The sequence below is a fragment of the Microbacterium sp. UBA7513 genome (assembly GCF_002478345.1).
In the GTDB taxonomy this organism is placed as follows: Bacteria; Actinomycetota; Actinomycetes; order Actinomycetales; family Microbacteriaceae; genus Microbacterium.
In genome coordinates this window covers 1-8,901 of record NZ_DLNJ01000029.1, presented here as the reverse complement: position 1 = coordinate 8,901, position 8,901 = coordinate 1, and the positions used below count along the sequence as shown (strand labels likewise).

General features: G+C 68.4%; 6 protein-coding genes. 2 read left to right on the top strand and 4 right to left on the bottom strand.

Annotated elements, in window-relative coordinates; genetic code table 11:
* Window positions 1-35: 35 nt before the first annotated feature.
* Window positions 36-731: an ArsR/SmtB family transcription factor gene (locus tag B2W79_RS15110; RefSeq protein ID WP_131248107.1), complete on the bottom strand. Its 696-nt coding sequence runs from the start codon at window positions 729-731 to the stop codon at window positions 36-38.
* 395 nt (window positions 732-1,126) lie between these two features.
* Here B2W79_RS15110 and B2W79_RS15105 point away from each other — a divergent pair, with 395 nt between their 5' ends.
* Window positions 1,127-2,422 (top strand): MFS transporter, encoded by a 1,296-nt coding sequence (locus tag B2W79_RS15105; RefSeq protein WP_040341832.1) that lies wholly within the window; start codon window positions 1,127-1,129, stop codon window positions 2,420-2,422.
* A gap of 282 nt (window positions 2,423-2,704) precedes the next feature.
* Here B2W79_RS15105 and aceB read toward each other — a convergent pair whose 3' ends face one another.
* Window positions 2,705-4,309, bottom strand: a complete 1,605-nt coding sequence (gene aceB / locus B2W79_RS15100) for a malate synthase A (protein ID WP_095376491.1) — start codon at window positions 4,307-4,309, stop codon at window positions 2,705-2,707.
* Between the two features lie 320 nt (window positions 4,310-4,629).
* On the bottom strand, window positions 4,630-5,445 hold the full coding sequence (locus tag B2W79_RS15095) for a DUF899 family protein (RefSeq protein WP_280559498.1): 816 nt from the start codon (window positions 5,443-5,445) through the stop codon (window positions 4,630-4,632).
* A 477-nt stretch (window positions 5,446-5,922) separates the two neighbouring features.
* On the opposite strand from B2W79_RS15095, the gene B2W79_RS15090 reads away from it, so the two are divergent.
* On the top strand, window positions 5,923-7,728 hold the full coding sequence (locus B2W79_RS15090; RefSeq protein ID WP_063249005.1) for an L-lactate permease: 1,806 nt from the start codon (window positions 5,923-5,925) through the stop codon (window positions 7,726-7,728).
* A 285-nt stretch (window positions 7,729-8,013) separates the two neighbouring features.
* Here the strand turns inward: B2W79_RS15090 and B2W79_RS15085 are convergent.
* Window positions 8,014-8,901: ribonuclease J (locus B2W79_RS15085; protein ID WP_292790792.1), on the bottom strand; the 888-nt coding region annotated here is incomplete at its 5' end.

Here is an 8,901-nt window from a genome sequence, read left to right as displayed (position 1 = left end):
TCGGAGGGGCGTCGCGTCGCCGCGTTTGTGTCGGTTCACCGCGTCGGTGGCTGCTCGTCGTCGTCGGGGCCGCCGAGGCGGTCGCCGGCAGAACTGGTGCGCGTGCTCGGGTGCATCGCGACGAAGACCGCCCACTCGCGCACCTCGGCGGCTGACTCGGTCCGGTCGGCGGAGTTCCTGGAGCGGAAGTCCTCGATGAGGCTCTCGAGTCGCTGCCGGAACTCGACGACCTCCTCGGCGGTGAGCATCGCGGCCATCCGACTCATCGTCCGCTCTTCGTACGGGGCTGCCGAGAACTCCGCGGAGAACGCATCGATCATCGGGTTCGTCACGTCACCGGCATCGATGAACCAGCTCTTGCCGGTCGCGAGGTACGGGATCTCCCGTGCGCCGCGGCGACCGCGGCGCACCTCCTGGGCCGCGAGGAACCCGGTGTCGGCGAGCATCCGCACATGGTGGAGGGAGGTCGCAGGATTGAGCCCGGTCGCCTCGGCGATCTCACGGTTGGTCAGCGCCTCGTTGAGGCACAGGCGCAGAATCCGGAGCCGCACGCTCGAGGCGAGCGCCTTCGCCTCCGCGTCGGTGGCATGGCGGCGCTCGATCGCCTCGGCGACACGCTCGGCGGTGCGAGTCGGACGCTCGGCGTCGCGGGTCAGGGGCTCGCTATCGCGGCCAGTGCTTGGCGGTGGGCCTTCTCGCCCCTCGCCAGGCATTGCCGGCTTCGCGTTCATGGCGTCTCCGCATTCATGCCGTCAACGCTAGCCAACGGTTGAGAGAAGTCAATCACTTCGAAATGGGGCATTGTCCGCCGAGCGCAGTGGTGTCAGACTACTGATTGAGAGAACTCAATCACTGCTGTGATTCCCGCTGACTCGAAGAAGAGCCCATGAGCACAGACGACGCTACTAATCCGCCGACTACACCGGTGCCGACGACACCGCCCCCGATGCCTTCACCGCTGCCCGCACCGGTCTCTCAGTCAGAGCCGGCGGAATCGTGCCCGAGCACCACTCCCCCGGACTCACCGTCGAACGCAAGCACGTCGTCAAGCAGCATGCCCCCGACAGCACCGTCGAGCGACACTGCGACACAGACCGAGCCAAGGTCCTCACCCGCGGACAGCGCTCTGCCGACTTCGTCGTCGAGCTCTGGCTCTCCGACCGGACCACGCTCTCTGTGGCGCCACCACGACTTCCGGCAGCTGTGGATGGGCGACACTGTCTCCGTCTTCGGCAACCAGCTCGTCCTCTTCGCCCTCCCTCTCATCGCCGTGCAGCTGCTCGAGGCGAACGCGTTCGAGATGGGCGTCCTCGCCGCGCTCGAGAACGCCGCCTTCCTCCTCATCAGCCTCCCGGCCGGCGCTTGGGTCGACCGGATGCGCAAGCAGCAGGTCATCGTCGCAGGCGATCTGCTCCGCGCCGCGTTCCTCCTCACGATCCCGCTCGCGTGGGCGCTCGACCTGCTCACCATGGTCCAGCTCTGCATCGTCGCAGCATGCGTCGGCGTCGTCACCGTCTTCTTCGACGTCGCGAACCAGTCCTATCTGCCCGAGATCGTCGCGGGCGACCAGATCGGCGACGGCAACGGCAAACTTCAGGCGAGCCAGCAGACCGCCCTCGTCGTCGGCCCCTCGACGGCGTCAGGACTTGTCGGCCTCATCGGCGGACCACTGACGATCGCGGTGACGAGCGTGTGCATGGGACTCTCGAGCCTCTTCGTCAGCCGCATCCGCCACCGCGAAGACACGCCACAGCCCGACAGCAGACCGACGCTCGTCGCCGACATCCGCGAGGGCCTCGCCTTCGTCTTCGGACACCCGCTGCTGCGCCGGATCGTCGCATGCACGGGCCTGTCGAACTTCGCCTCCTCGGCGATCTTCGCACTCCTCGTCCTCTACGCGCTGCGCACCCTCGACCTCAACCAGTTCCAACTCGGACTCGTCATGTCCCTTGGTGCCGTCGGCGGCATCGTCGGGGCACTGAGTTCGTCGTGGGTGCAGAAGGTTATCGGCGAGGGCCGCTCGATCGCGGTCTCGGCGACGCTGTCCGGCCTCACCTCACTCGCCGTCCCCCTCGCCTCCGTCCTCCCGTCGCTGCCGACGCTGCTCATCGGGTGGCTCGTCCTCTCATGCTGCGTCGTCGTCTACAACGTCACGCAGGTGAGCTTCCGCCAGCGGCTGTGCCCGAAGCCGCTGCTCGGGCGGATGAACGCCTCGATCCGCTTCCTCGTGTGGGGTCCGATGCCCGTGGGGGCGTTCCTCGGCGGGACCATCGCGCAGGGGATCGGCATCGTTGCCACACTGTGGATCTTCGCGGGCCTCGCCGTGCTCTCCGCCCTGCCGGTGCTCATCTCCCCGCTGGTCGGGATGCGCACGCTCCCCCGCGAACTCGACGCCCTCGCCGACTCCACGACGACATCGTGACCCCGGCCCCGCCTCGGCGAGGGAACACCACTGGACCACATCGACAACAACGCGGTGACACAACCGACCAGAAACAACAACGCGGTGATCCGGCAAAAACGCGGTCTGCTAACCGCGTTTTTGTCGGATCACCGCGTCGGTGGTTGCGGAGTGTCGGATCACCGCGTCGGTGCCGCCTGATCGCCGGACGACGCCCGCGCCTCAGGCCTCAGGGCCTCGCGCCGCAGGCCTCAGGGCCTCAGGCCTCAGGGCCTCAGGCCTCAGGGCCTCAGGCCTCAGACCTCAGGCCATCTTCGCGTACGCGGGCAGGGTGAGGAAGTCGACGTAGTCGGGGGCGACGGCCACGGAGAGGAAGAGGTCGGTGGCGTCCTTCCAGTCGGATTCGTCACCGGGAAGCTTCGCGACCTCCTCGGCGACGAGCTTCTCGACGAGCTCCCGAGTGACCTTCTCACCGGTGTCGAGTTCGACGCCTGCGTCGAGCCACTGCCACACCTGGGAGCGGGAGATCTCGGCGGTCGCCGCATCCTCCATGAGCCCGTGGATCGCGACCGCACCGTTGCCCTCGAGCCACGCCCGCAGGTACTGGATGCCGACGCTGATGTTCGTCCGCAGCCCCGCCTCGGTGATGGCACCCGGGGTGGATTTGACGTCGAGGAGCTCGGCGGCGGTGACGGAGACATCCTCGCGCTTGTTGTCGATCTGGTTGGGCTTGTCGCCGAGGGTCTCGGTGAAGACCTCCTTGCACAGGGCGACCATGCCCGGGTGGGCGACCCACGAGCCGTCGAAGCCGTTGCCGGCCTCACGGGACTTGTCCTCGCGGACCTTGGCGAACGCCGCTTCGTTGGCCTCGGGGTCCTTGGCCGGGACGAACGCGCTCATGCCGCCGATCGCATGCGCCCCGCGCTTGTGGCACGTGCGCACGAGCAGCTCGGTGTAGGCACGCATAAAGGGCACCGTCATCGTCACGTCCGAACGGTCGGGCAGGAGGTAGTCGGAGCCGCGGGAGCGGAAGTTCTTGATGACGGAGAAGATGTAGTCCCAGCGGCCGGCGTTGAGGCCCGCGGAGTGCTCGCGGAGTTCGTAGAGGATCTCCTCCATCTCGAACGCCGCCGGATAGGTCTCGATGAGCACGGTCGCGCGGATCGTGCCGCGGGCGAGGCCGAAGGAGTCCTCAGCGTGCTCGAAGACCTGGTTCCACAGGCGCGCCTCGAGGTGGGACTCCATCTTCGCAAGGTAGAAGTACGGGCCCTTGCCCTTCTCGATCTGGAGCTGCCCGGCGGTGGCGAAGTAGAGCGCGAAGTCGACGAGCGACCCCGAGGTCTCCTCACCGTCGACGAGGATGTGCTTCTCCGGCATGTGCCACCCGCGGGGGCGGACGACGATCGTCGGCAGCTCCTCGTCGGGGGCGAGCGTGTACTCCTTGCCCTCGGGCGAGGTGAAGTCGATCTCGCGGGTGAGGGCGTCGAGGAGGTTGATCTGACCGCCGATGACCGAGTCCCACTGCGGGGTGTTCGCGTCCTCCTGGTCGGCCAGCCACACCTTCGCACCCGAGTTGAGCGCATTGATCGTCATCTTCTTGTACGTCGGGCCGGTGACCTCGACGCGACGGTCCTCGAGGCCGGGCGCAGGCGGGGCGACCTGCCAGGTCTCGTCCTCGCGGATCTCCTTGGTCTCGGGAAGGAAGTCGAGGTCGGCGCCGTTCGCGATCTCCTGCTGGCGCACCCGGCGGGCCTCGAGACGCTCGAGGCGGTCCCCGTTGAATTTCCGGTGCAGCTCGGCGATGAGCTCGAGCGCCTGCGGGGTGAGCACCTTCTCCGCCCCGTCGGGCAGCTCGCCCCTGATCTCCATCCCTGCGGGAACGTCGAGGTTCTCGATATGAGCAGTCATCGGTGGTTCTCCTTCTACAGCACCTCTGCGGTGCGTCGAGTATCGCTGGCAACGGGGTTTGACCGGCGAAACTTTCACATCGTGAAATTTATTGTTCACACACCGAAAAGACTATGACGTGATCCACGTCTCGTCAAACCTCTGCCGGAGCCGTGTCCGCACACCCCCTCGCCGAGGCGGGACCACCCCGAGAATGGCCCGTTCGTGGCGTCGGGGTCGGGGACCCCGGACGGGTGCCCAGCACCAGGGGCCGCGTGCCTGCGCCCCGCGAAGGGGACCGGGGGCGCCCGGTCTCAGCGTCGGGCGACGCGGCGCGGTTCTCAGTGACCGTGGCCGTCGCGTCCGAGCGAGGTCACCGGCGCCGCGCCGCGCCGCGTCCACTGGGGAACCGGGCGCGATGTCGGGCCCCATGTGGCCCGTCCCGCGTCGTCGGTGCGCCAGTACCATCCGACCGGCGACCCGCGTCCGCCGACGGGCGATCCCGCGTCGGGGACCTCAGGCCAGTCCTCGGGCACGTCCTCCCACCCCTCGCGCCGACCCAAGGGAGTCATGTCGAGGAGACCGAGGAACCCGGTCACCGGTTCGACACCCCGTCCGGTCGTCGAATACGTGAGGAACACCCGGTCGCCTCGGCGAACGAAGCTGAGCAGGGACCCCATGTCCCCACCGAGCGGTTCGTCGAGACCGCGGACGGAGAACCACGGCTGCTCGTATCCCATGAAGTGGACGTACGGGCGGACCTCGGACCACGCCCCGGAGGTGAGGACGGCGAAGGAGACGCCGCGGGCGTTGAGGTAGACGGAGTCCTGGAGGCTCCAGGCCACGGCGGTGCAGCCTTCGCACTGACCCTGATGGGGTGCGCCGTCGTACCACATGTGCTTGTAGACGATGAGTTCGTCGCGGCCGTCGAAGAGCTCGCGGAAGGCGACCGCGCCGTCCTCGCCATGGACCTCGGCGTCACCGTCGATCTCGACCATCGGCAGGGTGCGACGGGCGGCGGCGATGGCGTCCGCCTCGGCGGTGTGGGCCTTCTCCCGGTCGAGGAGCTGGGCGCGTTCGTTGCGCCACGTGTCGGCGTCGACGACCTCGGGCAGGCCGGGAATCGTCTCGTCTGACTCTCTGGGGATGAACGTCATGAGCTCCGACTCCTTCGTCAGCCGCGGGCAGCCGACTGCCAGCGGTGCGCTGTGTGCGAGCGAGCGGCCCACGCCCCTGGTGGAGGTCCCCAGCCGGAGTTCTCCGGGTGGAGCTCTCCTGCCGGAGGTCGTGTGACGCCCGACACTGACGACATTATCGGCCCTGGCGAGCCGACTCAAGACCCACAGGCGACCTTGGCGTCCGGACCAGGCCGGTTGGGAGGATGGGCTGGCGGCCAGGTTGACGGTCGGGCGGGCACAGCTGGGCCGCCTCGGCGGGGGTGGGGGCCGCCTCGCCGGGGGCGGCGGGCCACCTCGGCGGACCGATGACGCCACCCGACCGATCGACCTCACCCCGCCTCGGCGAGCGGACTGCACCCTTGACCAGGGACATCGGTCCGGGCAAAGATGACACCAGAGGCCGTGCCCACCGCGGCTCCCCTACCAGTGGCAGCGTCGCCACGGATCGGAACGACGATGGACAACCTTGCCGTAGCCGCCCTTCTCGCCCTCACTCCGATCCTGCTCGCGGGCGTCCTCCTCATCGGCTTCCGCTGGCCGGCGAAGTACGCGATGCCCGTCGGACTCATCGCCGCAGCCCTCGTCGCGAACTTCGCATGGCAGATCGAATGGGTGACGATCGCCGCCTCCGTCGTCCAGGGCCTGCTCGTGGCGATCGGACTGCTGTGGATCGTCTTCGGCGCACTCCTCCTGCTCGCGACGATCACCCGGTCCGGCGCCATCGAGACGATCCGCGCAGGCTTCGTCTCCATCTCCCCCGACCGGCGGGTCCAGGTCATCATCGTCGCGTGGCTCTTCGGGTCCTTCATCGAGGGCGCCGCCGGCTTCGGCACCCCGGCCGCCGTCGTCGCCCCGCTCCTGCTCGCCCTCGGGTTCCCCGCGATCGCCGCGGTCCTCGCCGGGCTCATCATCCAGTCGACGCCGGTGAGCTTCGGTGCCGTGGGCACCCCGATGATCGTCGGCATCGGCACCGGCCTGTCCCAGGAGGAAGGGTCCATGTCGCCCGACGTCGCCGCCCGCGCCGCCCAGCTCGGCCTCGACCAGTCGCAGTTCGTCGCCCACACCGCCGTCCAGGTCGCCCTCATCCACGCGGTGTGCGGCATCCTCATCCCGCTGCTGCTCGCGTGCCTGATGACCGGGTTCTTCGGGGAGCGGCGCCGGTTCGCCGATGGACTCGCCGTCGCCCCATTCGCGATCTACTCCGCGTTCGCGATGATCGTGCCCTACATCCTCGTCGCGATGTTCCTCGGTCCTGAGTTCCCCTCCCTGCTCGGCGGGCTCATCGGGTTGGCCATCGTCGTCACGACCTCCCGCATGGGATTCCTCATGCCGAAGACGGTCTGGGACTTCGCGCCCCGATCGATGTGGCCGGCCTTCTGGATGGGCACCGTCGACCCCGCCGACGAGGCCGCGCACCTGCAGAAGAAGATGTCACTGGCCCGAGCCTGGGCGCCCTACCTCATCGTCGTCGCCCTCCTCCTCATCACCCGCAACGTGCCCCCGATCAAGGAGTTCCTCAACGGTCCGGCCGTGATCAAGATCGAGGGGATCTTCGGAACCCCGATCAACCAGAACATGGATCTGCTCTGGTCGCCCGGCGCGATCTTCGTCCTCGCGTGCGGACTGACCTACCTCATCCACCGGATGACGAAGGAGCAGATCGGGTCGTCGTGGCGGATCGCCGGGGGCCAGATCGCCGGAGCCGCCGTCGCACTCCTGTGCTCCCTGCCGCTCGTGCGCGTGTTCATCAACTCCGGGTCGGACTACAACAACGCGGGCCTCGATTCGATGCCGGTCACCCTCGCCGAGGCGGCCGCCTCCACCGTCGGCGACGCCTGGCCCCTGCTCGCCCCCTTCATCGGGGCGCTCGGCGCATTCGTGGCGGGATCGAACACGGTCTCGAACATCATGTTCTCCCAGTTCCAGTTCTCCACCGGCGTCGCGATCGGCGCGGCCTCGCCGGAGACGGTGGTGGCCGCACAGGCCGTCGGCGGGGCGGCGGGAAACATGGTCGCCGTCCACAACGTCGTGGCCGCCTCGGCGACGGTCGGTCTCATCGGGCGCGAGGGCGAGCTCATCCGGCGCACGTCGATCCCCATGCTCGTCTACGCGCTCACTGCCGGTGCGCTCGCGTTCATCGGCATCAACGGCCTGGGCGCGAATTCGGGCACGGTGGTGCTCAGCGCGGTCGTCGTCGGCCTCATCGTCCTCGTCGTCCTCGCGCGGAAGTCGGCAGGAAAGCCGCTCGTCGCGAACGCCTGACGTGGTGGGCACTGGGCGCGAGCGGGCGCTCAGCCTGACGCCGGCGGGCGTCGGCCGCCCTCCCCCGCGACTTGAGGACCCGCAGTGTCGATTCGAGCGTCCAGAATCGACACTGGGCGTCCTCGACTCCGGGCAATCCGCCCGCCATGCCACCGCACACACGGCAAAAGCGCGGTGAACCGACACAGGCGCGGTGAAATCACCACGCGCGTGTCGGCTCACCGCGCTCAAGCAGCACCCAGCGGCCGCCGACAAGCGACCGGCCGCCGGCGACCGCGCAGATCCTCAGACGATGACGACCATGGGGACGATCATCGGCTTGCGCCGCAGCTTCGAGGACACCCAGCGCCCGACCGTGCGGCGCACGACCTGCTGGAGCTGGTACTGGTCCGTCGTCCCCGACTCGAGGGCCTCCTCGACGGCCTTGGTCACCTTGGGGATGATCGAGTCGAAGACGGAGTCGTTCTCGGCGACGCCGCGGGCATGGATCTCAGGGCCGGCGATGAGCGTCTTCGTCTGCGAGTTCACGGCGAGGAAGATCGTCACGAAGCCCTCACCGGCGAGCACGAGACGGTCCTTGAGATCCGCCTCGGTGATCTCACCGACGGACGAACCGTCGACGAAGACGTAGTTGCAGTCGACGGCACCGACCACCTCGGCGTGGCCGTCCTTGAGGTCGACGACCCAACCGTCGTCGGCGAGGACGATGTTGTCGGGATCGACCCCGGTCGCCTCGGCGTGGCGGGCGTTGGCGAGCAGGTGTCGCCACTCGCCGTGGACGGGCATGACGCCGCGGGGCTTGACGATGTTGTAGCAGTAGAGGAGCTCGCCGCCGGACGCGTGACCGGAGACGTGGACCTTCGCATCGGCCTTCGAGATCACCTTCGCGCCGAGCTTCATGAGGCCGTTGATGACCTTGAACACCGAGTTCTCGTTGCCGGGGATGAGCGAGGAGGCGAGGATGACGGTGTCGCCGTCGCCGACCTCGATGCGGTGGTTGCGGTTGGCCATGCGGGAGAGCGCTGCCATCGGCTCGCCCTGGGACCCGGTGCACATGAGCACGACCTGGTCGTCGGGCAGGTCGTCGACGTCCTTGATGTCGATGAGCACGCCCTTGGGCACGTCGAGGTAGCCGAGGTCGGCGGCGATCTTCATGTTGCGCACCATCGACCG